Source organism: Puia sp. (assembly GCF_035546395.1).
GTDB lineage: Bacteria > Bacteroidota > Bacteroidia > Chitinophagales > Chitinophagaceae > Puia.
In genome coordinates this window covers 1,107,764-1,130,430 of the sequence record NZ_DASZXR010000014.1, presented here as the reverse complement: position 1 = coordinate 1,130,430, position 22,667 = coordinate 1,107,764, and the positions used below count along the sequence as shown (strand labels likewise).

The following is a 22,667-nucleotide window of genomic DNA, read 5'->3' as shown; positions in this document are numbered from 1 at the left end:
ATTTTAGTATCCTTCAGCCGTGTCGTCGCCGCGGTTGTCCCCGACGGCTTCGATCTTGTGATCCGGGGTTATCCGAATGAGCTCGGTCCGGCCGATGCTGCCACGCAGGGTGACGGTATAGCCCATCGCTTTCAGTTGTTCCTGCACGCCGGCGGGGAATCCCGCTTCGACAAAGAGCTCGTCGGGAAGCCATTGATGATGGAATTTCGGCCGGTTGACCGCGTCTTCGGCCGAGAGACCAAAATCGATAATATCCACCAGGGTTTGGAAAACGGAGGTAGTGATGGTGGTACCGCCGGGGGTACCGGTGACCAGATACGGTTTGCCTTTGGCGAGCACGATGGTCGGGGTCATGCTGCTGAGCATCCGTTTGCCGGGTGCGATGGCATTGGCTTCGTTACCGACTGCGCCGTACATATTGGGAACGCCCGGCTTGACGCTGAAGTCATCCATTTCGTTATTGAGAAAGAAGCCCGCGCCGCCGACGACCACACGGCAACCATAACCGCCGTTGAGGGTGGTGGTAATGGAGACGGCATTCCCTTCGTCGTCGATGGTCTCGAAGTGGGTCGTCTCTTCGGACTTTTGCGTCAATAGGCCGGCACTGATCTCCTTGCTGCTTCCCGCTTTGTCGGGTTGAAAGGCGCTCATCCTGCGCAGGAGATAGGGTTTACTTGTGAGCGTATCTACCGGAACGGAGTAGAAGTCCCGGTCGCCGAGATATTCGGCGCGATCGGCATAAGCCAGGCGTTCGACTTCGGTCATCAGGTGAACGGCTTTCAGGGATTCAAAGCCATAGCTTGCGAGGGGCATATCCTCGACCATCTTCAGCATCTGCTGGAGAACGACGCCGCCGCTGCTGGGCAGGGGCATGGTAACGACGGTATATTGCCGGTAGGGGAAGACCGAGGGTGTTCGTTCTTTTGCCGTATACCTTTTGAGGTCGGCTGCGGAGATGATGCCTTTGCCGCGCTGCATCTCTTCAAGTATCAGCCGGGCCGTTTCGCCTTCGTAAAAACCTTTGGCGCCATTATCGCGAATGAGGCGGAGCGTCTTTGCGAGATCTTCCTGGACCAGCGTATCGCCTTGCTTCCAGCCTCCTTCCCTGACGAAGACGGGGGTGACGGTACAGTATTTTTTGAGCGAGGACTGGATACTGTTGAGACCTCTTGCTTCCGCGGCGGTGATGGCAAAGCCGTTCTGCGCGAGATCGATAGCCGGCTGGATCAGCTTTGCCAGCGGGAGCCGGGCATATTTCAGTTCGGCGAAGATGCCGGCGATGACGCCGGGGACGCCGGAGGCGAGATGGCCGTTTTGGCTGAGGTCGGTGCGGGCATTGCCTGCCGCGTCGAGGTACATGTCGCGGGTAGCTGCGGCGGGCGCCTTTTCGCGGTAGTCGAGGGTGATGTTTCGGCCTTTGGCGGTATGGGCGACCATGAATCCGCCGCCCCCGATATTTCCCGCTGCCGGGTAGACGACGGCCAGCGCCAGCTGGGTGGTGATGGCGGCGTCGAAGGCGTTGCCGCCTTGTCTGAGAATGGCGAGTCCGGCGCTGCTGGCCAGCGGATGGGCGGAGACGACAGCGCCGTGTGTCGCTACGACCGTTTTCCGGATGCTGTAATGGTAAGGGTCGGCTTGCGCCTGTGCGTGCGAGCCATACGCCGCGGCAAAAATCAATGTGCAAAGGACGCAAGAACGGATGAGCGGTTGGCGCATAGAAAGAGATGATTTGTCGTAAGTTACCATTTTTTTATCTTTCATTGTTTACTTACATTCGTCCGCCATGAAGCACAGTCCCCTCTTCGCGCTCCTGCTTTCTGCCTGCTGTTGTTTTGCGCAGCATCCGCCTTCCCCGGAGGAATTCCTGGGTTACCCGTTAGGAGCGCATTTCACGCCCCATTATAAGATCGTCGGCTATTTCGAGGCCGTGGCGAAGGCTGTGCCTGCGACAATAAAGCTCGAGCAATACGGACTGACGTATGAAGGCAGGCCGCTGATGCTGGCGTATGTCGCCAGTCCGGAGAACCTGCGGCGGCTGGAGGAGATCCGGGTCAATAACCTGCGGTTGGCGGGCGAGCTCCATGACAAGGCCGCGGACGAGCACGCGCCCGTGATCGTTTGGCTCAGTTACAACGTACATGGCAATGAGCCGTCCTCGTCCGAGGCGGCCATGAAGATGCTGTATGAATTGGCCGATCCTGGTTCTTCCCGGGCGGCAGAATGGCTGAAGAACACGGTGGTCATCATCGACCCCTGTATCAACCCCGATGGCCGCGATCGTTATGTGCACTGGTACAACGATGTCGTCGGCGCGCAGCCCAACCCCGACCCGCAGTCCCGCGAGCACCAGGAGCCCTGGCCGCGCGGACGGACCAACCATTATAATTTCGATCTCAACCGTGACTGGGCGTGGCAGACGCAGGTGGAGACCCAGCAACGGCTGAAGAAGTACAATATGTGGCTGCCGCAGGTGCATGTGGATTATCATGAGCAGGGATACAACAATCCGTACTATTTCGCCCCGGCGGCCGAGCCTTATCATGATGTGATAACGCCGTGGCAACGTGAATTCCAGGTCAGGATCGGGAAGAATAACGCGCGATATTTCGATCACAATGGATGGCTGTATTTTACAAAGGAGGAATTCGATCTGTTCTATCCGAGTTATGGCGATACCTATCCGATCTACAACGGTGCGATCGGGATGACCTTCGAGCAGGGCGGCATCGGCGCCGGGCTGGCCGTGCAGACGACGGATGGCGACACGCTGACGCTTGCGCAGCGGCTGGAGCACCATTTTACCACGGGCATCTCGACGGTTGAGATGGCTTCTTCGAACGCGGACAGGCTGATCAAAGAGTTTCACGCCTATTTTCTCGACGCGGTGCAGCATCCCGGCGGGGAATTTAAAGGGTATTATCTGCGTAACGATAGTTTTGGCGACCGGCTCGAGCGGCTGAAGGCCTTCCTGGACCGGAACGATATTCATTATTTACCTGTTGCAAGGGGAGTCATGATGACGGGCATAGATTACGAGATCGGGCGGCCGGCCAATTTCAGAACGGCGGCCGGCGATATTATTGTGGAAGCAGGCCAGCCCAAGTCCAATCTGGTCCGCGTCCTTTTCGAGCGGCGATCGCATATCAGCGATTCGATCACCTATGATATCACGGCCTGGTCGGTTCCCTTTGTATATGGGGTGCAGGCTTATGGGCTGAAGGACCTTGCCGGCGGCGCCTGGACGGCCAGGATTTCTGTCGACTCGTCCGGGGCAAAGGCCGTACAGGGACCAGAGCCAAACGATACCACGTATGCCTATGCGATCCGATGGACGGGCATGGGCAGCGTTCGCTTTCTTACCCGGATGCTCCGGCAAGGGATCAGGGTGCGGTATTCCGAGCGGCCGTTCGAGTCCGGGGGAATATCCTTTGACAAGGGGACGCTGATCGTCACGTCGACAGGTAACCGGTCCGTAGGGAACAGACTGTGGCCGATGCTTAAAGAAGCAGCGCGCCAGGCCGGTGTTCATCCGGCGCCGATAGCTACCGGCTTTGTGGATAAGGGCGCCGACTTCGGCAGCGGGCTGGTGCATCTTATTCACCGGCCGCGCGTGGCGCTGATGACGGGAGAGGAAGTGAGCAGCCTGAATGCAGGGGAGGTATGGCATCTCTTCGAGCAGGAGATCGGGTACCCGATCACGTTGGTCAATTCGGAGTCGGCGGCGAGGATCGCGTGGAAGAACTTCGATGTCGTCATCCTGCCCAACGGGAATTACCAGGCCCTCAATGAGAAAAATTCCGCTGACCCGTTGAAGAACTGGGTTCGGGAAGGAGGCAGGCTTATCGTGATGCAGAATGCGGTGCAACAGCTTGCGCGGATGGATTGGGGGATCAGGTTGAAGGGTGAGGCCGGGGACAAGAAGGACGACGGCAAGGATAAAAAGGCGGACGACGATATGGTCATCCACCGTTATGGCGACCGTCAGCGGGAGGAAGCGGCGGGAAGCGTGCCGGGTTCCATCTACCGGGTCGAATTGGACAGCACCCATCCCCTTGCGTTTGGCTATCCCGATCACTATTATACGCTCAAGGAGGACGATAAAGTGTACGAACTCCTGAAAGATGGCGGCTGGAATGTAGGGATCGTCCGCAAAGACGGATATGTGAGCGGGTTTACCGGAGTCCGGGCCAAAGAGAAGATCAGGGACGGGTTGGTGTTTGGCGTGCAGGAGATGGGCCGTGGGGCGGTCGTGTATATGGCTGACGATCCGTTGTTCCGCAGCTTCTGGGAGAATGGGAAGCTGCTGTTTTGCAATGCTGTTTTTCTGGTAAGATAAAATATTTTAAATGAAGCGTGTATTTGCCTTACTGCTGGCGGCGGGGCCCATTGGGTGGGTTCTGACGGCGTCGGCCCAGGCGCCTGAGACCGTTACCTCCGCCGAGATCTATTTACGATTGAATAAATTGAATGTCCTGGGTTCGGTGTTGTATATGGCCGCCCATCCCGATGATGAGAACTCGAGACTTATTGCCTATATGGCAAAGGACCGGCTTTACCGCACCGCCTATCTTTCCATGACCCGGGGAGACGGCGGCCAGAATCTCATCGGCGATGAGCAGGGCGTGGAACTGGGATTGATCCGAACCCAGGAGATGCTTGCGGCGCGGCGTGTGGACGGAGCGGAGCAATTTTTTTCACGGGCCTTCGACTTTGGGTTCAGCAAGTCGACGGACGAAGCCCTTGCCACCTGGGGAAAGGAAAAAGCGCTTAGCGACGCCGTTTGGGTGATCCGCAAGTTCCAGCCGGATGTGATCATCACCCGGTTTCCGCCGGACAGCCGGGCGGGGCATGGGCATCACTCTGCATCCGCGGTGATCGCGCGGGAAGCCTTTACCGCTGCGGCGGACCCCGGCCGTTTTCCGGAGCAGTTGAAATATGGGGTAAAGCCCTGGCAGGTGAAGCGGGTGCTTTGGAACTCGTTCAATTTCGGGGCGGGCGCCAATACGACAAGCGAGGACCAGATGAAGATCGATGTCGGCGGCTTCAACGCCATCCTCGGGAAGAGCTATGGAGAGCTGGCAGCGATCAGCCGGACCAATCATAAGAGCCAGGGTGCGGCATTGACGCCCGCCCGTGGCCAATCGATGGAATATTTTACGCTCGTAGCCGGCGACCCTGCGCATAGCGATCCGATGGAGGGCGTGGAGACCAGCTGGCGCCGGGTGGAAGGCGGAGAAAAGATCGAAGGGATGGTGAAGCAGTTGATCCGGGATTTTTCTCTTGCGCATCCTGAGCGATCGGTGCCGGGTCTTGCAGAAGTATACAAGGCAGTTTCCCAGCTACCCGACGGATACTGGAAGACACAGAAGCTGAAAGAGGTGAAGGAGCTGATCGCGGACTGCAGCGGGCTTTGGCTGGAGGCGGTGACGCGCAGCGCCTACGCCGTCCAGGGGGATTCCCTGGGGGTGGCGGTGACCATCAACAACCGCCTGAATGCGCCGTTGTCGGTTGCCGATGTTTCGCTTAGCGATGTGCGGACTGGATTTTCGGTGCCTTTGCAGCAGCAGCTGGAAGGGGACAAGAATTACAGTTTTAGCCGGAACATCTATATTTCGCCGGACAAGCCGCTGACGCAGCCCTATTGGCTGGCACAGGAAATGTCGCCGGGCTCGTTCAATGTCAGCGATCAGCGGCTGATCGGCAAACCCCAGGGGGATGCTGCGTACACTGTCGCTTTCCGGCTCGTGGCGGACGGCCAGGAGATGGTCTTTACCCGGCCGGTGCAGTACAAGTACACGGATCCCGTCAAGGGGGAGTTGTACGAGCCGTTGACGGTGCTGCCGCCGGTGACGGCGCAGTTGGACCCAAGCCTGGTGCTGTTTACGGATGGCGAGGAGAAGGGGTTCCGGGTAGAGGCGGCGGACAGGACCGGACATTCGGGGCTACCGAAATTCTCACTGACGCCGACGCCTGACGTCAGCGTCGGACCTCCATCGGGCCTGTCCTGGCTGGCCAGGCCTTCTACGAGCAAGACGGAGACCGTGACGGCGGACCTGGTATTCGACCATTCCGGCCGCCGGGATACGGCGGTTCAGCTGATCACCATCGACTACCCCCATATTCCGCGGATCGATTATTTCCGGCTCGCCCGTGAGAAGTTCGTGCTGGCGAATGTAAAGACGGCGGGTCACCGCATCGGCTATATCGAAGGGGCGGGGGATAAGGTCCCGGATGCCTTGCAGCAGATGGGCTATGAAGTGGTGATGCTGAAAGAGCGGGAATGCACGCCGGCCTATTTAAAACAGTTCGATGCCATCATTGCCGGTGTCAGGGCCTATGACGTTCATGACTGGTTGGCGGAAAGACACGAAGCATTAATGGACTATGTCAAGGAGGGGGGGAATCTTATCGTGCAATACAATCGAGGCAACCTCGGGAGGATGTCGACGGCGATCGGTCCTTATCCTTTTGCGGTGTCCAATCTCCGCGTTACGGACGAGCATGCGAAGGTCAATTTCCTGATCCCGGATCATCCGGTACTGAACTACCCGAATAAGATCACGGACTCGGATTTTGAAGGATGGATCCAGGAGCGGGGTATTTACTTCGCGGGTCAGACCGACCCGGCCTATCAGCAGGTGTTGTCGATGCGCGACCCTGGTGAGCCGGATCAGAAGGGCAGCCTGGTGATCGCTCCCTTCGGGAAAGGCATGTTCGTTTATACGGGGCTGGTGTTTTTCCGGGAGCTGCCTGCGGGTGTCCCGGGAGCCTACCGGTTGATGGCCAATATTATTGCATTAAATCATAAGAGAGCGTTTTGATGCGCACACGCGCATAAATTTATTATGCATCGAAGAAGAGATATTGCCATTGTGACGGCTATAGTCATTGGGCTGGTGGTGGGAAGGTTCATCAAGAGGGCTACATTTGGATTATTGGTAGGACTCTTTATCGGCCTTGTGGTGGCTATGTTGATCGCGAATCGAAATAACAATCGCAAATGATCACAAATGACCGCTAATAATTCAGACGAGGAGAAGACACCGCTTTTCAAGAGTTGGAGCGGCTGGTATCGGTTGGTGATCGGCTTTCTCGTGGTTTGTATCGCCGTATTTTATTGGCTGACCAAATTCTTTTCATGAGCCGGCCTGACTGGATAGTATTGGCGCTGACATTGCTTGGGACCATTGCCTATGGATTGTACAAAGGCCGTACTACCAAGGATCTGGATGGTTATTTCCTGTCCAACCGGATGGTGCCCTGGTATATGGTGCTGCTGGGCATCATGGGAACCCAGGCCAGCGCCGTGACCTTTCTCTCGGCTCCGGGTCAGGCCTATACCGATGGGATGCGGTTTGTCCAATATTACTTCGGATTACCGCTGGCGATGGTGGTGCTTTGTATCAGCTTTGTTCCCGTCTTTCACCGGCTTAAGGTCTACACGGCCTATGAATATCTCGAACAACGGTTCGATCTAAAGACCCGCACCCTCACCTCCTCTCTTTTCCTGCTGCAGCGGGCGCTTAGCACGGGGATCAGTATCTCCGCTCCCTCAATCATCCTCTCCTCCCTGCTGGGCTGGGACATTGTCTGGACGAACATCTTTATGGGGGGGCTGCTGATCATTTATACCGTCAGCGGCGGCGCCAAGGCCGTGGCCTATACGCAGCAGCTGCAGATGATCATCATCTTTGGCGGGTTGACCATCGCCGGTTACCTGGTCGTTCACCGGCTGCCGGAAGGGGTAGGTTTGACCGAGATCCTGCATATCGGCGGTAAGGCGGGCAAACTGAATATCATCACGACGGGAGTCCGGCAGGGTGGCGGCTTCGACTGGAGCGACCGGTACAACCTGCTTAGCGGGATCATCGGCGGGTTCTTTCTCGCCCTCTCGTATTTCGGTACCGATCAGTCCCAGGTTGGCCGGTATCTTACTGCGCGGAGCCTGACCGAGAGCCGGCTTGGCCTGTTGATGAACGGGCTTGTCAAGGTGCCCATGCAGTTCCTGATCCTTTTGCTGGGTGTGATGGTCTTTGCTTTTTATCAGTACAATCATGAACCTGTTTTCTTCAATAAGTCACAGGTGGATCTGCTGGCGCATTCGAAGTATAAGGACTCGCTGGCGATCGTGAACGGTAAGTATGAGAATGCGGAGAATCAGCGGCTGAACCTGATGTCCATGCGCAGCCCCGGATCGGCCGGCTCCCCATCGGCCATCGTAGATCCTTCCCTGCTGTCGCAGCAGACCGAGGCGCTGGAGAAGGAGAAGGCGGGTTATAAGGCCACCATCCGCCGTTGGCTGAGTGACCCGTCCGTAGGTGGCGAATCGAACGATACCAACTATATCTTTTTGAGATTCGTCACCGACTATCTGCCAAAGGGGCTTGTCGGATTGCTCATCGCCGTGATCTTTTTAGCCGCCTGGGGTTCCATTGCCGCCACGCTCAATTCCCTGGCTTCGTGTATCATCGTCGATTTTCACAAACGGTATTCGAAAAAGACGCTACCGCCACACCGGGAATACCGGCTATCGCAGCTGTATACCTTTTTCTGGGGGATCTTTTGCGTGGGATCGGCCCTGCTCGTCAATAATCTCGGCAACAGCCTCATCGAGGCGGTGAATGTGCTGGGATCTCTTTTTTATGGGGTGATCCTTGGGATCTTTCTCGTGGCCTTTTACCGTCCGAAGGTGGGTGGCTGGCCGGTATTCATCAGTGCTATCGTCGTCGAGATCGGGATCGTCGTTCTCAATATCCTGGGCCGGAAAGGCATCGTGCCGCTGGGTTTCCTATGGTTCAACCTCATCGGCGCTGCGGGTGTGGTGCTGTTGAGCGAGGTGCTGCAGGGGGTGATGAAGAAGAAGTGAGAAAAGGGGGGCCGGCGCCCCCCTTTTTTTTTGTTTTAGAGAGTGGCTATGAGCTTTTCGTTGAGTGCGACATAGTCGGCGTTGTTGACCTGTTTGGCCAGTTCGATGCCTTTTTGCGCGGTAGCTTTTGCTTCGGCTTTTTTGCCCATCTTAGCGAGGCAGCGGGCTTTCTGATAGACGATGAAGAAGGAACCGCCGGGAGAAGGATCCTGTGCGATGGCCTTGTCAAACCATTCGAGGGCTTTATTCAGATCTTTCCCGTTGTCGAGATAGTATTCCGCCGCCGTAAAATAGGGGTGATTGTCCCTGGTCATGGCGTTGTCGATCTGGGCCATGATCTTTGTGTCGATGTCGGTCGTTATCGGCAGGCTGACCACGGTGTTATCCCAGATCAGCTGCAGGTCGCAGGAGTTTGCGGTGACATTGGCAAAGAGGATGGAGAAAGTTTCGATCGGGAAGGGCAGCTCGACCGGCTTGGCCGTTACCCGGACCACGTCCTGGTCTGCTTTGTAGGCGGCGGGGTTGGTGACATCCAGCTGGTGGGTGATGATAAAGGTCCATTCGCCGGCGCCGGGGATGGTCAGCAGGCCATATTTCCCGGCTGGGATCTTGGCGCCGCCGATAGTGACCGCGTCACCGAAGGTAACCGTTGTGGCCTGGTTTGCGCCGGTGCGCCAGACCTTTCCAAAAGGCACCAGGTCGCCGAAGATCTTGCGGCCTTTAACTCCGGGACGGGAATAGGTCAGTTCGATGGACGAAAGACCGAGTTCCTGTTTTACGGTTTGATGGGACGACGGCGCAGGTGTGGTGATGGATTGGGCCAGGGAGCTCTGGTACAGGCAGGCTGTAAGGACAAGACAAACGAATAACTTGTGCATGTAGTGGTGGTTTTTGAGGGGCTAAAGGTAGGTAAAAATGGATCAGGGGAAGTTGACGCTTACCACCGCTCGTCCTTTTCTTCCATGAAGCAAATGCCAGGATGGACCGGTATTGATCAGTTGGATCACGCCGGCATCGTGGGCCGGGGAGAGGGAGTGTTCGATCTTGAATTCCGTGATCTGTCCTTTTTGATCCACCTGGAAGGAGATGCGTTCCGTCCCGAAGATCGTGGGGTCGAGTTTCAGCGATCGTTTGGCTGTATCGAGATATTGTTGATAGGCGAGGTTGCCGATGACCGGGGCTACTTTCAACCAGGATGAGTCCAGCCGTTCTTTGCCGGCGTCCGAGGGAGCGGCGGTGAAGGTCTCCTTACGTTGTGCGCCGTAGCCTGTGACTACGACTTCATTCAGACCGGCTTTTGCCTCATCCAGCTGGATGACATTATTGATCAGGGCGTTGTTATTGAGTGGTACGAGGGTTTGTTTATACCCGACGAGGGCCACTGCCATTTGCTGGATGGTGTCCCGGGGCCGGATGCGGAAATTGAAATATCCCGAGGCGTCGGTAGTCGTTATCGTTTTGGGGGCATTGTTCAGAAAGACGGATGCGCCTGCGAGGGGGCGATGATTGTTATCGGTGACACGACCTGAGAGGACGAGGAAGGATGGCTGAGCAGTGGCGGGCGGCGCAAATTTATAGAAGGCTTGCGGTGTCGCTGCCTTGCGATCGGCGTTGAACTGTAAGGAATCCGCCGCTGTCCGCAGAAACGCGGCCCGGTCGTCTTGCGCAGGAACTGCCCGAAGATCTTTGGTGACGCGTTCGGCCGGTGGTGGGAGCTCTGCTTTGGATGGGGGAGGGGCCGATGCGATATCGCGGAAGAGGGCTGAATCGGAGGTTGCCGAATTTTGAACCGTCATTTCGGCTTTGGCTTTCTTTTCTGCGTTCGTCCGCCGACTCACAATGACGTCTTTGCCCGCCTTCGCAACCAACGCGTCCGAGAGCGATTCATCGGGATGGATCTTTAGGGCGGTACTGTCGGCGGTGGCCGGCGCGGTTTGGTCAAAATGGTCGGCCGGTGGGGGTTGCGGCGCGCTGGCGGGAGTTGCCGGAGCGGTGACGGTCTTTGCCAGCCCGGAATTTTCCTGGGGCCGGCGGTGGTTGAGGCTGGAATAAAACACGGTCAGCCCAATACCCGCCAGGCCGATGACGATCGCCGCGACTTGCAGGGCGGGGCGGCGGAACCAGGCGACCGGAGGATGGCGTTCGTTTTCTTTCACGCGGGTCGCTATCCGGGACCGGAGATCGTCGAGCCCGGTATCCCCCGGCGGCAGGGTGGCCCAACCTTCGAGAGCGTCGGCCAGGAAGGGATCGTCCAGCGCAGCCCGCTCGAGGTCATGCCGCTCCCGCGGGGAAAGGTCCCCGTTGCGGTACATCCGGATTTCGGCATCGGACCAGGATTTGTTATGGTTGCTGGTGTTATCCATTACGTGCACATTCATGTCTGTCCTTAGGTTTGAGCTTCGCCTGACCATCGTCCCCGGGTCCAGGCTCGGTCTTCATCGGTTCCGGGGGCCTCCGGCGGCCTCTGCATTGCAGGGGCCTTGCCGGTCTCCTGCCGTTGCATACATATTTTAAGATTCCGCCGGCCGTTCTGGACATGGCTGCGCACCTTATTCCATTCCATGCCGGTGAGGGTCTCGATCTCTTTATAACATTTGTTTTGCAGGTAGAAGAGCTGGATGACCGTCCTCTGGTCGGTGACCAGCGCCTCGATGCATTTTGACAGCTGCTCGAATTGCTCCTCCTGCTCGATCTTGTCCTTCAGATGCAATTCTTCGGCCGTTTGCATATGTTCCGGGTCATAGGATTGGAACCGGGTCCGGCCTGCCGAGCGTAACTTCATCAGGCAGTGGTTCTTAGCCAGAGTATAGAGCCAGCCCCTAAAATTCCCGACCTCATGTCTGAGGAGCTGGCGGGCCAGCTCTTCGAAGATGTCCATGACGGCGTCCTTTGCTGTTTCCGGCTCCGACAGGTATTTCAGGCATACGCCGTACAGCAGTTGAAGATAGCGTTCGAACAGCTGTGCGACGACGGCGAGGTCGGAGGATTGCCGGTAGGCGGCGATCAGTTCCTGGTCGCCGGCGCCATCGGAGGGGGCGGGTTCGAGCGGTATGTTCTTTTGGCGAGTCAAATTGCGTTCTGGCAATGCGCTAAAATTAGCGCATTCTTTGTAAAGCGCCAATGTCTTGGACGGCCTTCCAGACCGTCAGCGAAAGGCAGGGTGGTAGCGATGTAGGGTTTCCCGCAGATATTCGCGGTCGAGGTGGGTATAGATCTCGGTCGTCGTAATGCTTTCATGGCCGAGCATTTCCTGGACGGCGCGCAGGTCAGCGCCGCCTTCGACGAGGTGGGTGGCGAAGGAATGGCGGAACGTGTGGGGCGAGATATTCTTGGTGATCCCCGTCTGGCGGGCGAGATCTCGGATGATGAGGAAGATCATCACGCGGGTCAGCTTGCTGCCGCGCCGGTTGAGGAACAGGATATCTTCATTGCCGGTCTTTATCGGAACATGGGGGCGGATCTCCTGCTGATAGATGCGGATATATTTTGTCGCCGATTCCCCGATGGGGACGAGCCGTTCCTTATCGCCTTTGCCGATGACGCGGATATACCCTACGTCCAGGTAGAGGCAGGAGAGCCGGAGCCCGACTACTTCGCTGACGCGGAGTCCGCAGCTGTACATTGTTTCGAGGATCGCCTTGTTGCGGCCGCCTTCGGGTTTGCTGAGATCGATCCCGCCGATGAGGGCTTCTATTTCGTCGAAGGCAAGGACATCGGGCAGGGCGCGTCTTTGCTTCGGGGACTCGAGGAGGGCGGTGGGGTCTTTGCGGACGATCTGCTCGATGAAGCAGTATTTGTAGAACGATCGGATACCGGAGAGGATGCGGGCCTGGGAGGCGGCATTCAGTCCAAGTCCGGCGATGGATTGAAGGAACTGCTGAAGGTCTTTGAGCTCGACTGCGTCGGGGGGCTTGAGTGTGCCGGCAGCCTGCAAATATTGGGTCAGCTTGTCGATGTCCCGGAGATAGGCTTCGATCGAGTTGTCGGCGAGCGATCGCTCCAGCTGCAGCCAGGCCTTATAGCCTTTTTTATAGGGCTCCCACATGGGCCGAAGATATGGGATTTTTGCGTTTCGCGGCAGATGTGCGAATACAATAGAATCCTATATTTGCAGGCTATGGCAACAGTCAATTTACGTTCGTTCAGACAGGTGGTCAATCATAATAAGGGACGGATGAAACGATTCCTGACCAAACTGGAGAAGAAGCGGCCGAAGGGATTTCATGCCTTGGAGATCGAGGCGAACCAGGAGGTTTGGGGAAAGACCGATTGCCTGGATTGCGCCAACTGTTGCAAGACGATGTCGCCGACCTATACCCCCGAGGACATCCGCCGGATCTCCGCCCATCTGGGGATGACGGCTAAGGCGTTCAAGGAAAAGTGGCTGTATAAGGATAAGACCGGCGACTGGATGAATGTGAAGCAGCCTTGTCAATTCCTTGATCTCAGGACCAACATGTGCGATATCTATGCCGTCCGGCCGCGTGACTGCGCCGGCTTCCCGCACCATGTTAAGAAGCGGATGAACGCGGACTACATGCATATGTATAAGCAGAACATCGAGTATTGTCCCGCAACCTACCGGCTGGTGGAGACGGTGATGGAGAAGCTCAACAGTCACAAATAAACGTCTTCGAAAAGGAGATATTCCGGGGGAGTGGGATGTCGCAGCGTAATGGCCAGCACATCATATTGCACGCGGCGATACCCGGGCCATCGCAGCAACCATCCTGCGCCGCCCTGCAGGATATGTTCCAGTTTTTTCCGGCTGACGCTTTCTTCGGGATGGCCATAGGTGGTGCTTCGCCGGCATTTGACCTCGATGAAATGCAGGACGGAGTCGCGGCCTGCGATGATATCCACTTCATAACGGCCGTGACGGAAATTGCGCAGGAGGATCGTGAATCCTTGTTTGGTCAGCCATTGCGCCGCCAGTTTTTCCCCGCCGGTTCCCACTTCTGTCTTCGATAACATTGTGAACGATATTTGGTATGTTTACAACATGAAAAAAGATCGGAAAGTTTTCAAATTACAAGGGAAAGTTCAGCATTATGCATGGGGCGGATCGGCATATCTGCCGCAGTTGTTGAACCTACCTAACCCGGATGGCCGGCCTTTTGCGGAATATTGGATGGGGGCGCATGACTCGGCGCCGGCGGACCTGGAGGGGATGAGCTTGAGTGAGTATATTCGTCGTGATCCCCGGGATACGCTTGGCGCGTATACGGCTGACCGGTTCGGCCGGCTTCCCTATTTGCTTAAGATTTTGGATGTAAAAGATATGTTGTCCATCCAGGTGCATCCTACCAAACGAAACGCGGAGCTGGAGTTTGCGGCTGAGAACAAGCGGGGTATTGCGCGGGATGCGCCGGAGCGGAACTACAAGGATGACAATCATAAGCCGGAGCTGATGGTGGCGCTGAGCGAGTTCTGGCTGCTGCATGGGTTCAAGCCGGCGGAACCTTTATTGGAGACCCTTGGCGCCTCGCCCGAGTTGGCCTTTCTGGCGCCGTTGTTCGGGAAAAAGGGGTATCAGGAGCTATATAGGACCGTCATGGAGATGCCACAGCCGGAAGTGAACCGGGTGTTGCAGCCGCTGTTGGACCGGATCGTGCCGGCCTATAAGGAGGGCCTGTTGAAGCGGCATCATGAAGATTTCTGGGCTGCGCGCGCCGCGCTGACCTATGATCAGCCGGGGAAGATCGACCGGGGCATCTTTTCGATCTATTTTTTCAACCTGTTGAACCTGCATCCGGGAGAGGCGATCTTCCAGGATGCGGGGTTGCCGCATGCCTACCTGGAGGGACAGAATGTCGAGATCATGGCGAATTCGGATAATGTGCTGCGTGGCGGGCTGACGCCGAAGCATGTCGATGTCGCGGAGTTGCTGAAGCATGTGCGGTTCGAGGAGACGAATCCGCGGATCGTGCCGGAGGAATATGGTCCCGGGCGTATTGCGGTGTTCCATACGCCGGCGCCGGATTTCGAGCTGAGCAAGATCAGCCTGCTGAAGGGGGAGATACTGACGATCCGGGCGCATTCGGCGGAGATCTTTATCGTGATGGAGGGAAAGACGGGAGTGATCGAGGTGGAGGCGGAGCCTTTCAGCCGGAAGGCAGGGGATGCGTTCCTTGCGTTTCACCAGGCGAAGTTCGAGCTGAATGCGCAGGAGGATACGGTGATATTTCGGGCTGCGGTGCCGGCTGGGGCATTATGACGGCGCCCTTACCGGCCCGATTCTTCTTCAAAGACTTTATCGACATGCAGGGGACCTTTATCCGCCGCTGCGGTGGCGAGTTGGTCGCAGCGGTTGTTGTAGGGATTGTCGGCATGGCCTCTGACCCAGACGAAGCGGATGGTATTTTTTTTTGCGAGTTCGTAGAAATGCAGCCAGAGGTCTTTGTTCTTTTTTCCGCCTTTGAAGTCGGTGGCGATCCAGTTCTTGAGCCAGCCTTGTTCCCAGGCTTTGACGACATATTGGCTGTCGGAGTAGATGGTGATCTTCAGGCCCCCTTTTTTGAGTGCTTCGAGACCGGCGATAACGGCCATCAGCTCCATGCGGTTGTTGGTGGTGTAGCGGTAGCCCTGGGAAAGCTCTTTTCGGTGATCGCCCCAGAAAAGGATGGCGCCATAGCCGCCGGGGCCGGGATTGCCTCTCGAGGCGCCGTCTGTGTACATGACCAGTTCGTTGCTCATGCGGCAAATATATGGGCCAGAAATGCCCTGTCAAAAAAATAGGGCGGTTCCGGCGGGCTCACACCTGGAAAACCCCGGTCCTGAATTCCGGCAGCTCGCGGTTGTGCGCGGCTGCATTCAATCCTTCGGCGATGACGCGGCGGGTATTCACGGGGTCGATGATGGCGTCCACCCATAGCCGCGCGGCGGCATAATACGGTGAAGTTTGGCGGTCGTAACGACCTTTTATCTCCTCGAGCAGCTTTTTCTCTTCAGCGGGATCGATGTCCTGACCTTTTGCCTTCAGGGCGCCTACCTGGATCTGCAGCAGGGTCTTTGCGGCCTGGTCGCCGCCCATAACGGCGATGCGTGCCGTAGGCCAGGCATAGATGAACCGCGGATCATAGGCTTTGCCGCACATGGCGTAATTGCCGGCGCCGTAGGAGTTGCCGATGATGATCGTGATCTTCGGGACGACGGAGTTGGCGACGGCGTTGACCATTTTTGCCCCATCCTTGATGATGCCGGCCTGTTCGCTGCGGGAGCCGACCATGAATCCGGTTACGTCCTGCAGGAATACCAAGGGTATCTTCTTCTGATTGCAATTCATGATGAAGCGCGCGGCCTTGTCGGCGCTGTCATTGTAGATCACGCCACCCATCTGCATCTCACCCTTTTTTGTCTTGACCATTTTCCGTTGATTGGCGACGATGCCGACGGCCCAGCCTTCGATCCGCGCATAGCCGCAGAGAATGGTCTTGCCATAGTCTTCTTTGAAGGGCTCGAAGCTGCCGCCATCGACGATCCGTTTGATGATATCGACCATGTCATAGGACCTGGTGGCGTCCGCGGGGAGGATCCCATAGAGCTCTTCGGCGGGATATTGAGGCGGTGTGGGTTGGATACGATCGTAGATGGGCGTTCCGGCGGGATGTCCGAGCCGGGACAGGATATGTTTCACCTGGTCGAGACATTCTTTTTCGGTGTTGAACTTGTAGTCCGCTATACCGGATATTTCCGTATGAGTAACGGCGCCGCCCAGGGTCTCGGCGTCGACGTCTTCGCCGATGGCGGCTTTTACGAGGTAGGGGCCTGCCAGGAAGATCGAGCCGTTGCCTTCGACCATCAGGGTCTCGTCGCTCATGATCGGCAGGTAGGCGCCGCCGGCCACGCAGGGACCGAAGACGGCGGCGATCTGGGTGATGCCCATCGCGCTCATCCGCGCGTTGTTCCGGAAGATGCGGCCAAAATGTTCTTTATCGGGAAAGATCTCGTCCTGCATGGGCAGGAAGACGCCGGCGCTGTCCACGAGGTAGATCACCGGAAGATGATTTTCCATGGCGATCTCCTGTAGCCGCAGATTTTTTTTGCCGGTGATGGGAAACCAGGCGCCGGCCTTTACCGTCTGGTCGTTGGCAAGGATGATGCATTGCCGGCCGCTGACATAGCCGAGTCCTGCCACGGTCCCACCCGCGGGACAGCCACCCTGATCTTCATACATCTCATAGCCGGCAAAGGCGCCCAATTCGATGAACGACGAGGCTTCGTCCAGCAGATAGCGGATACGCTCATGCGGGGTTAGCTTGTTCTTTTCCCTTTGCTTTTCTATGGCTTTTTTGCCTCCGCCAAGCGCTATTTTTTCGAGTCTTTGTCTCAGCTGGCCGAGGGCCTGGCGCATCGCATCTTCGTTCTTGTTAAAATCCAGGGTTTCCGCGTTCATAGCCAAATTTAGAATATTTTAGCGGTATGTCCGTCCGACGCAAAATAACATGGATATGCCTGGTCGTGCTTGCCGCCGGCATCAAATTGTTGTCTTTCTTCCCGGCGGCCGTGGAACGATATTATTCCATGGGCGCCTATCTTTTCATATCGCGGTTGCAGCGGATGCTTTTCGGCTGGCTGCCATTCAGCATTGGCGACCTGCTGTACCTGGCAATGGGTATCTGGCTGCTCGTCGCGCTGGTGCGGACGATCCGGACCTTTGTCCGGCGGGAAGCCGGCCGGGCCTGGTTCTTTTCGTTTATCCGCCGAACCGTTTTTGTCTGTCTATGGGTCTATGTCCTGTTCAATGGATTGTGGGGGCTCAACTATGACCGGAAGGGGATCGCCTATCAATTGCGGCTGAAGGTCCATCCTTATACCACGGACGAGCTGAAAATGCTGACGATCGCCCTGATCAAAAGGTTGAACGAAACGGACAGCCTGGCGCGGCTGAAGCGCCCGGAACTGGATCATCAGCGGTCCCTTTTCTCGGGTGCGATCGCGGCCTACCAGGATCTGAACCGGGGCGACGACCGGTTCGGCTATCCTTTTCCTTCCGTGAAAGCCTCGCTCTTCAGCTATGTCGGGCTTTATATCGGATATGGAGGTTATTATAATCCCTTCACCGGCGAAGCGCAGGTAAACACCTGTCAGCTGCCGTTCACCCAGCCGTATACCACTTGTCACGAGATAGGCCACCAGTTGGGTTATGCGCGGGAGAATGAAGCGAATTTCGCCGGTTACCTGTCGGCAAGGATATCGCCCGATGCCGCTTTCCGTTATTCGGCCTACTTCGATCTGTGGATGTATGCGACGGCGGAGATGTTCTCGCGGGACTCTTCATTCGTAAAGGAGCAGGTGAAGGAGCTGCACCCGGCGATCCGCCAGGATTACCGCGACCTCAAGGCTTTTTCCCGGAAATATGCCAATCCGCTGGAGGCCCGCGTCTGGCAGCTCTATGGGGGTTATCTGCGCGCAAACCGACAGCCAAAAGGAATCGTCACCTATACGGAGGTAACGGCCTGGCTTATCGCCTATGCGGAGAAAGTGGGCTGGGAGAGCATCTAGCCGGAGGCCGCAGGGCAGGGTGTCAGAAGTTGTTCTTCCACATCATGCTCTCGATCGGCTTGTCGGGCTGGCTGTTGTACTTGGCGTTCTTCTTCTGGTTGTATTTCACCATGATCTCGCCTTCCACCGGAAAATAGATCAGCTGTCCTACGGGCATTCCCTTATACACTTTAACCGGCTGCTTGACGGAGATCTCGAGGGTCCAGTTGCCGCAAAAGCCTACGTCGCCTTTGCCGGCCGTGGCGTGGATGTCGATCCCCAGCCGCCCCGTGGAGGACTTGCCTTCCAGGAAGGGAACATGCGCGTGCGTCTCCGTGTATTCAAGGGTGACGCCGAGGTAAAAGATGTGTGGATACAACACGAACCCTTCTTCCGGGATCTCGAAATATTCGATCTCGTTGTGTTTTTTTGCATCCAGGATATGTTCCCGGTAGGTGGCCAGCCACTTGCCGAGATGCACGTCATACGAATTGCTGCCCAGGCAACCCCTGTCATAAGGGTTGATCTTTATTGTTCCTTTTTCTATCTCTTCGAGTATGCGAGTATCGGATAGGATCATGTCGAAATTGGTTATGTTTGCTCCGCGAATATGTGAATATAATTTTATAGATGGCCCTGTTTTATCAACATAATATCAACCAGGATACAAAGCTAGGGATTTGGCGTATAGAAGAACCGGAATCCTTTTTTCTGGAGAAAGTGCCCTTGAAGCGCGATGTTTCGCATCCTTTCAAGCGTCTGCAGCATCTGGCCGGGCGATACCTGCTTGCCTATCTCTTTCCTGATTTTCCCCTGCAGGAGATCCGGATCGCCGACACCCGTCAGCCCTATCTTGCCGGGGACCGGTATCATTTCTCCATCTCGCATTGCGGGAGCTATGCCGCGGCGATCGTCAGCGCCAACAGCCGCGTGGGAGTCGACATCGAGCTGATCACTCCCCGTATCGAGCGGGTGGCTCATAAGTTCCTGGATGACGAGGAGATCCATTTCTTCAATGACGACTATGCCCAGTTCCTTGAACAATGGGGGTTGCGGGGCCGAGTCTTCCAGGAGTTTCTGACACTGATCTGGAATGCGAAGGAAGCCATTTTCAAGTGGTATGGCCGCGGCGAGCTGGATTTCCGAAGGCATATGAAGCTGGAGGGAAGCCTTAATCTCGACGGAGACTGGATCAAGCTACCCTTTGTCTTCGCAAAAGGCAGGAAGATACATCTCACGGTGGAGGGGCGTATCTTCGAGGAGCATTCCCTTACGCTTGCGTGGGTATTGACCTAGCCGGCGCTTGCGCCGACTATTCGTCGAGCAGGTCGTCTGCGTCGTCCAGCAGTTGGACGTCGATGGCGTCCTTTCCGGCGATGCCTTCGATGGATCCGCGGACGTGTGCGGCATTGAGGAGCACTTTTTCCAGCTGTTTCTCCCGGGCTTTCCAGAGGCGTTCCATCATATCCCGTTCTTTCTGGATGGATTGTTTCATGGACAGGAACCCTTCGCGGATCGCTTTCCATTGTTCGCTGAACTCGGTGCTGGTGAGGTAGTCGTAGAGCATATGCATCTTATCGCCTTTGTTCTCCTGCGATCTGGCGGCGTTGAACACGCGGATGATCCCGTCCCGCAGGACATGCGAGAGGGCTTTCACTTCTGCGAAGGTGCAGACCCAAACCCCGTTGATCTCGCCGAACCGGTCGAGGTCCTTCGGCATGGCCTGGGTGACGATGACGGCGACCATTGCACCCTGGCTGCGCATATCCGTCTTGAGTTTCTCCACCCAGTCCTGTGAGAAGGATTGGGTCCGTTTGCTCTCATAGATGATCTTCCCGCATTCCTGGCCGAAGTTGTTCCGCACGGTCTGGATGCAATCGGCGCCTCTCACTCCTTTTGCTACGGGGCCGATCTCGTCGAAGGGGAACCGTGAACGGAGCAGTTCTTCGAGGGCCAATTCCTGCACTTCGCCCTGTAATTGCATGGAGCCTTGCTCGGCCTTGCGTCGCATTTCTTCTATCAGGCCCTTCTGATCTTCGAGCTGCTTATCTTTTTCTTTGAGCCGCAGCTGGAATTCGGATTCCTTTGCGGCGATGCGCTGCTCCTCGATATCCCGGATCTCTTTTGACAGCTTGTTCCTTTCGTCCTGCAGCCGGCGTTGGATGGAAAGCTCCAGCTCGGCTTCCCTGTTCACCAGCTCCTGTTCTTTTTTCAGGAATTGGAGTTCTTTTTCCCGGGCTGCTTTCAGTTTTTCTTCATTATCCTTATTGGCGTTTTCCAGCAGCCGGAACTTGTTCTCATAGTCTGTGCCGATGGATTTGCGGAGGTTTGTTTCCAGCGTGCTGCGGAGCTCCTGCTCGCGGCGGACGAATTCTTCCTGTTTCTTCTGGTATTCTCTCTCCTTTTCATCCTGCTTCCTTTGGAAATCTTTCTCCTTGTCCTGCATGAACTTCTGCATCTGTGCCCGAAGCTCTTTTTTATATTCTTCGGAGACCGCTTCTTCCATGGGGAATTGGTGACCGCAATTGGGGCATTTTATTTCGGTGGGCATAGTATTCGCTGGTAAATTTTAACAAAGATAGGGGTACCTTTGTATTGCTTACAAAGCTAATCGTTATGAACAAATACCTTTTCGCTGCCGCGGCGGCGGGCGTCTTGCTATTTGCTGAATTTTCCTGTGCCAGGAATCCCATCACCGGGCGTAAACAGCTTGCCCTCGTCTCGGAGAGCCAGGTACAGGGCATGGCCCTGACGGAATACAAGAAATTTCTCACCACCAACGCCGTTGCGCCCGCGACGGATGCCAATGCGGCAATGGTCAAAAGAGTAGGCCGGCGTATTGCCGATGCCATTACGAAATACTATAGCGACCATGGGGCGTCAAATGTCCTGAGCGGGTATAACTGGGAGTTCAACCTGGTGGAGAGCAAGGAGGTGAATGCCTGGTGTATGCCGGGTGGGAAGGTCGTGGTCTATACCGGGTTATTGCCGGTGACCCAGAACGAGACGGCCCTTGCCATCGTGCTGGGGCACGAGATCACTCATGCCGTGGCAGGTCATGGCCGGGAAAGGATGAGCAACCAGCTGCTCGCCCAGGGCATCCAGGTAGCTGGAGACGTCGCCCTGGGAAACAATCCCAATACGGTGAATATCTTCAACCAGGTGTATGCGCCGACCGCGCAGGTGGGTGTGCTGTTGCCCTATTCGCGGAAATATGAGTACGAAGCGGACCATTACGGATTGATCTTCGCCGCGATGGCGGGATATGATCCGCGGGAGGCGGTTCCCTTCTGGAAGCGGATGGCGGCGTTGGGTGGTTCAAAGCCTCCCGTGTTGTTGAGCGATCACCCGGCGGATGAAGACCGGATCGCGAAGCTGGAGGCGTTGATGCCCGAGGCGCTGACGTACTATAACCAGGGGAAACCTAACTGATGCCGTGTTCCTTCTGATAGGATTGAGGGGTCTTGCCGGTGATGAGCCGGAAATTCTTGTGGAAGCAGGTGAAATTGTTGAACCCGCTCTCATAGCAGAGCTGTTTGATACTGATCCGGTTGTCAAGAAGCAATTTGCAGGCATGACCCACACGGATCTCCGTGAGGAATTGGGTATAGGTCTTACCCGTGCGGGATTTGAAATATCGGCAGAAGGAATTGGGAACGAGGCCGGCGACGGCGGCTACCTCACCGAGGTAGATCTTGCCGGTAAAATGGCGAAAGGTGTAATCGTAGATCGCGTTGATGCGGTCGTTCTCCGATTCGGAATAGTCGGGACGGAACCCGATGGAGGAGAGCATTTGTAAGCTGTCGGAGGCCGCGAAGGCGGAGAGGCATTCCATCAGTGCGATGATGCGGGCTACGCCTTCCGCCGAATGGATCTTGCGGATAAGGGTGGGAATGCCTTCCTCATCCCGGGCGCTGACGAGAATACCGCGCCGCGCCTTTTCCAGCAGGTTGCGGATGGGCTTTGTTTCCGGCAGGGAAAGAAAGGAGTCGCCCCAGAAATTCTCGGAGAAATGGATGACGGTGGAATGGACGGTGCCTTCCTGCTCGAAGTGGATATCATCATAACGCCAGTAGTGCGGCAGGTTGGAACCCACCAGGATGATGTCCCCGGGCTGAAACCGTTTGATATGATCGCCTACGAATTGCGTACCGCTGCCCTGGTGAAATACGATCAATTCCACTTCGGCATGATAATGCCAGCGGTTGTTGATAAACGGGTCGCGGTCTTCCCGGGCGCTGAACGAATGGGCGGGTGTCCGGGGTACCTTCAATAATTTCGGCTTCATGGCTCAGATGCAAAAATAACCATTGGGCTC

20 protein-coding genes are annotated in these 22,667 nt (G+C 56.4%); 9 read left to right on the top strand and 11 right to left on the bottom strand.

Annotated features, from left to right (window positions below):
• Positions 1 to 3: 3 nt before the first annotated feature.
• Positions 4 to 1,716 carry a gamma-glutamyltransferase gene (ggt, locus tag VHE34_RS17485; protein WP_325590143.1) on the bottom strand — a complete coding sequence of 571 codons (1,713 nt, stop codon included), beginning with the start codon at positions 1,714 to 1,716 and terminating at the stop codon, positions 4 to 6.
• Positions 1,717 to 1,783: 67 nt separating this feature from the next.
• Between ggt and VHE34_RS17480 the strand changes: the two genes are divergently transcribed.
• The 4 genes from VHE34_RS17480 to VHE34_RS17465 all read left to right on the top strand — a co-directional run bounded on the left by VHE34_RS17480 (position 1,784) and on the right by VHE34_RS17465 (position 8,866).
• A complete protein-coding gene (locus VHE34_RS17480) occupies positions 1,784 to 4,336 on the top strand; it encodes a M14 family metallopeptidase (protein ID WP_325590142.1) in 2,553 nt (850 codons plus the stop codon).
• 10 nt (positions 4,337 to 4,346) lie between these two features.
• A complete protein-coding gene (locus VHE34_RS17475) occupies positions 4,347 to 6,821 on the top strand; it encodes a PIG-L family deacetylase (RefSeq protein WP_325590141.1) in 2,475 nt (824 codons plus the stop codon).
• 189 nt (positions 6,822 to 7,010) lie between these two features.
• Positions 7,011 to 7,142: a hypothetical protein gene (locus VHE34_RS17470; RefSeq protein ID WP_325590140.1), complete on the top strand. Its 132-nt coding sequence runs from the start codon at positions 7,011 to 7,013 to the stop codon at positions 7,140 to 7,142.
• Entirely contained in the window at positions 7,139 to 8,866 is a 1,728-nt protein-coding gene (locus VHE34_RS17465; protein WP_325590139.1) for a sodium:solute symporter, read from the top strand. The genes VHE34_RS17470 and VHE34_RS17465 overlap by 4 nt, the downstream gene beginning before the upstream one ends.
• A gap of 35 nt (positions 8,867 to 8,901) precedes the next feature.
• Here VHE34_RS17465 and VHE34_RS17460 read toward each other — a convergent pair whose 3' ends face one another.
• From VHE34_RS17460 to xerD, 4 genes are read right to left on the bottom strand one after another with little or no spacing between them, the layout of a single operon-like run.
• Complete coding sequence (locus tag VHE34_RS17460) at positions 8,902 to 9,744, bottom strand: DUF2911 domain-containing protein (RefSeq protein WP_325590138.1); 843 nt, start codon at positions 9,742 to 9,744, stop codon at positions 8,902 to 8,904.
• 42 nt (positions 9,745 to 9,786) lie between these two features.
• Complete coding sequence (locus tag VHE34_RS17455; protein ID WP_325590137.1) at positions 9,787 to 11,244, bottom strand: carboxypeptidase-like regulatory domain-containing protein; 1,458 nt, start codon at positions 11,242 to 11,244, stop codon at positions 9,787 to 9,789.
• An 8-nt stretch (positions 11,245 to 11,252) separates the two neighbouring features.
• A complete protein-coding gene (locus tag VHE34_RS17450) occupies positions 11,253 to 11,951 on the bottom strand; it encodes a sigma-70 family RNA polymerase sigma factor (protein WP_325590136.1) in 699 nt (232 codons plus the stop codon).
• Between the two features lie 60 nt (positions 11,952 to 12,011).
• Positions 12,012 to 12,911, bottom strand: a complete 900-nt coding sequence (xerD, locus tag VHE34_RS17445; RefSeq protein ID WP_325590135.1) for a site-specific tyrosine recombinase XerD — start codon at positions 12,909 to 12,911, stop codon at positions 12,012 to 12,014.
• Between the two features lie 72 nt (positions 12,912 to 12,983).
• On the opposite strand from xerD, the gene VHE34_RS17440 reads away from it, so the two are divergent.
• A complete protein-coding gene (locus VHE34_RS17440) occupies positions 12,984 to 13,493 on the top strand; it encodes a YkgJ family cysteine cluster protein (protein ID WP_325590134.1) in 510 nt (169 codons plus the stop codon).
• On the opposite strand, the gene VHE34_RS17435 is transcribed toward VHE34_RS17440, so the two are convergent.
• Positions 13,484 to 13,840, bottom strand: coding sequence for a YraN family protein (locus VHE34_RS17435; protein ID WP_325590133.1), 357 nt, complete (start codon positions 13,838 to 13,840; stop codon positions 13,484 to 13,486). The genes VHE34_RS17440 and VHE34_RS17435 overlap by 10 nt on opposite strands.
• A 28-nt stretch (positions 13,841 to 13,868) precedes the next feature.
• On the opposite strand from VHE34_RS17435, the gene manA reads away from it, so the two are divergent.
• Entirely contained in the window at positions 13,869 to 15,083 is a 1,215-nt protein-coding gene (gene manA, locus VHE34_RS17430; RefSeq protein ID WP_325590132.1) for a mannose-6-phosphate isomerase, class I, read from the top strand.
• An 8-nt stretch (positions 15,084 to 15,091) separates the two neighbouring features.
• Here the strand turns inward: manA and rnhA are convergent, their stop codons facing one another.
• Both rnhA and VHE34_RS17420 read right to left on the bottom strand, forming a co-directional pair.
• Positions 15,092 to 15,562 (bottom strand): ribonuclease HI, encoded by a 471-nt coding sequence (gene rnhA, locus VHE34_RS17425; RefSeq protein ID WP_325590131.1) that lies wholly within the window; start codon positions 15,560 to 15,562, stop codon positions 15,092 to 15,094.
• A 58-nt stretch (positions 15,563 to 15,620) separates the two neighbouring features.
• The gene (locus tag VHE34_RS17420) at positions 15,621 to 17,261 is read right to left on the bottom strand and encodes an acyl-CoA carboxylase subunit beta (protein ID WP_325590130.1); all 1,641 of its coding nucleotides are present in this window, start codon (positions 17,259 to 17,261) and stop codon (positions 15,621 to 15,623) included.
• A 26-nt stretch (positions 17,262 to 17,287) separates the two neighbouring features.
• Between VHE34_RS17420 and VHE34_RS17415 the strand changes: the two genes are divergently transcribed.
• A complete protein-coding gene (locus tag VHE34_RS17415) occupies positions 17,288 to 18,370 on the top strand; it encodes a DUF3810 domain-containing protein (RefSeq protein ID WP_325590129.1) in 1,083 nt (360 codons plus the stop codon).
• A 22-nt stretch (positions 18,371 to 18,392) separates the two neighbouring features.
• On the opposite strand, the gene dcd is transcribed toward VHE34_RS17415, so the two are convergent.
• The gene (gene dcd / locus VHE34_RS17410) at positions 18,393 to 18,929 is read right to left on the bottom strand and encodes a dCTP deaminase (protein WP_325590128.1); all 537 of its coding nucleotides are present in this window, start codon (positions 18,927 to 18,929) and stop codon (positions 18,393 to 18,395) included.
• Between the two features lie 50 nt (positions 18,930 to 18,979).
• Between dcd and VHE34_RS17405 the strand changes: the two genes are divergently transcribed.
• A complete protein-coding gene (locus tag VHE34_RS17405; protein ID WP_325590127.1) occupies positions 18,980 to 19,645 on the top strand; it encodes a 4'-phosphopantetheinyl transferase family protein in 666 nt (221 codons plus the stop codon).
• Positions 19,646 to 19,661: 16 nt separating this feature from the next.
• Here VHE34_RS17405 and VHE34_RS17400 read toward each other — a convergent pair whose 3' ends face one another.
• Positions 19,662 to 20,900 (bottom strand): DUF2130 domain-containing protein, encoded by a 1,239-nt coding sequence (locus VHE34_RS17400; RefSeq protein ID WP_325590126.1) that lies wholly within the window; start codon positions 20,898 to 20,900, stop codon positions 19,662 to 19,664.
• A 65-nt stretch (positions 20,901 to 20,965) separates the two neighbouring features.
• Between VHE34_RS17400 and VHE34_RS17395 the strand changes: the two genes are divergently transcribed.
• Positions 20,966 to 21,781, top strand: a complete 816-nt coding sequence (locus VHE34_RS17395; protein WP_325590125.1) for a M48 family metallopeptidase — start codon at positions 20,966 to 20,968, stop codon at positions 21,779 to 21,781.
• On the opposite strand, the gene VHE34_RS17390 is transcribed toward VHE34_RS17395, so the two are convergent.
• Entirely contained in the window at positions 21,774 to 22,637 is an 864-nt protein-coding gene (locus tag VHE34_RS17390; protein WP_325590124.1) for an AraC family transcriptional regulator, read from the bottom strand. The genes VHE34_RS17395 and VHE34_RS17390 overlap by 8 nt on opposite strands.
• Positions 22,638 to 22,667 lie beyond the last annotated feature (30 nt).

Coding starts and splice junctions, on each gene's coding strand:
- ggt (WP_325590143.1), bottom strand. CDS start 1,716: ATGCGCCAACCGCTCATCCGTTCTTGCGTCCTTTGCACATTGATTTTT.
- VHE34_RS17480 (WP_325590142.1), top strand. CDS start 1,784: ATGAAGCACAGTCCCCTCTTCGCGCTCCTGCTTTCTGCCTGCTGTTGT.
- VHE34_RS17475 (WP_325590141.1), top strand. CDS start 4,347: ATGAAGCGTGTATTTGCCTTACTGCTGGCGGCGGGGCCCATTGGGTGG.
- VHE34_RS17470 (WP_325590140.1), top strand. CDS start 7,011: ATGACCGCTAATAATTCAGACGAGGAGAAGACACCGCTTTTCAAGAGT.
- VHE34_RS17465 (WP_325590139.1), top strand. CDS start 7,139: ATGAGCCGGCCTGACTGGATAGTATTGGCGCTGACATTGCTTGGGACC.
- VHE34_RS17460 (WP_325590138.1), bottom strand. CDS start 9,744: ATGCACAAGTTATTCGTTTGTCTTGTCCTTACAGCCTGCCTGTACCAG.
- VHE34_RS17455 (WP_325590137.1), bottom strand. CDS start 11,244: ATGAATGTGCACGTAATGGATAACACCAGCAACCATAACAAATCCTGG.
- xerD (WP_325590135.1), bottom strand. CDS start 12,911: ATGTGGGAGCCCTATAAAAAAGGCTATAAGGCCTGGCTGCAGCTGGAG.
- VHE34_RS17440 (WP_325590134.1), top strand. CDS start 12,984: ATGGCAACAGTCAATTTACGTTCGTTCAGACAGGTGGTCAATCATAAT.
- VHE34_RS17435 (WP_325590133.1), bottom strand. CDS start 13,840: ATGTTATCGAAGACAGAAGTGGGAACCGGCGGGGAAAAACTGGCGGCG.
- manA (WP_325590132.1), top strand. CDS start 13,869: ATGAAAAAAGATCGGAAAGTTTTCAAATTACAAGGGAAAGTTCAGCAT.
- rnhA (WP_325590131.1), bottom strand. CDS start 15,562: ATGAGCAACGAACTGGTCATGTACACAGACGGCGCCTCGAGAGGCAAT.
- VHE34_RS17420 (WP_325590130.1), bottom strand. CDS start 17,261: ATGAACGCGGAAACCCTGGATTTTAACAAGAACGAAGATGCGATGCGC.
- VHE34_RS17415 (WP_325590129.1), top strand. CDS start 17,288: ATGTCCGTCCGACGCAAAATAACATGGATATGCCTGGTCGTGCTTGCC.
- dcd (WP_325590128.1), bottom strand. CDS start 18,929: ATGATCCTATCCGATACTCGCATACTCGAAGAGATAGAAAAAGGAACA.
- VHE34_RS17405 (WP_325590127.1), top strand. CDS start 18,980: ATGGCCCTGTTTTATCAACATAATATCAACCAGGATACAAAGCTAGGG.
- VHE34_RS17400 (WP_325590126.1), bottom strand. CDS start 20,900: ATGCCCACCGAAATAAAATGCCCCAATTGCGGTCACCAATTCCCCATG.
- VHE34_RS17395 (WP_325590125.1), top strand. CDS start 20,966: ATGAACAAATACCTTTTCGCTGCCGCGGCGGCGGGCGTCTTGCTATTT.
- VHE34_RS17390 (WP_325590124.1), bottom strand. CDS start 22,637: ATGAAGCCGAAATTATTGAAGGTACCCCGGACACCCGCCCATTCGTTC.